This window comes from Gilliamella sp. Choc5-1 (genome assembly GCF_001690595.1).
Taxonomy (GTDB): Bacteria; Pseudomonadota; Gammaproteobacteria; order Enterobacterales; family Orbaceae; genus Gilliamella; species Gilliamella apicola_M.
Window position 1 is genome coordinate 1 of record NZ_LZHH01000036.1, and the last position, 419, is coordinate 419.

General features: G+C 51.8%; 1 rRNA gene. It reads left to right on the forward strand.

The features are described from left to right. Nucleotides 1–17: 17 nt before the first annotated feature. Nucleotides 18–419 (forward strand): 16S ribosomal RNA (locus tag A9G35_RS03370); the annotation flags it as partial.

Consider the following 419-nt stretch of genomic DNA (forward strand, 5'->3'; position numbering starts at 1 on the left):
ATCGAGCATCAAACTTTAAATTGAAGAGTTTGATCATGGCTCAGATTGAACGCTGGCGGCAGGCTTAACACATGCAAGTCGAACGGTAACATGAGTGCTTGCACTTGATGACGAGTGGCGGACGGGGGAGTAATGTATGGGGATCTGCCGAATGGTGGGGGACAACAGTTGGAAACGACTGCTAATACCGCATAAAGTTGAGAAACCAAAGTACGGTTCCGCGAGGACGTACGCCATTTGATGAACCCATATGGGATTAGCTAGTTGGTAGGGTAAAGGCTTACCAAGGCGACGATCTCTAGCTGGTCTGAGAGGATGACCAGCCACACTGGAACTGAGACACGGTCCAGACTCCTACGGGAGGCAGCAGTGGGGAATATTGCACAATGGGGGGAACCCTGATGCAGCCATGCCGCGTG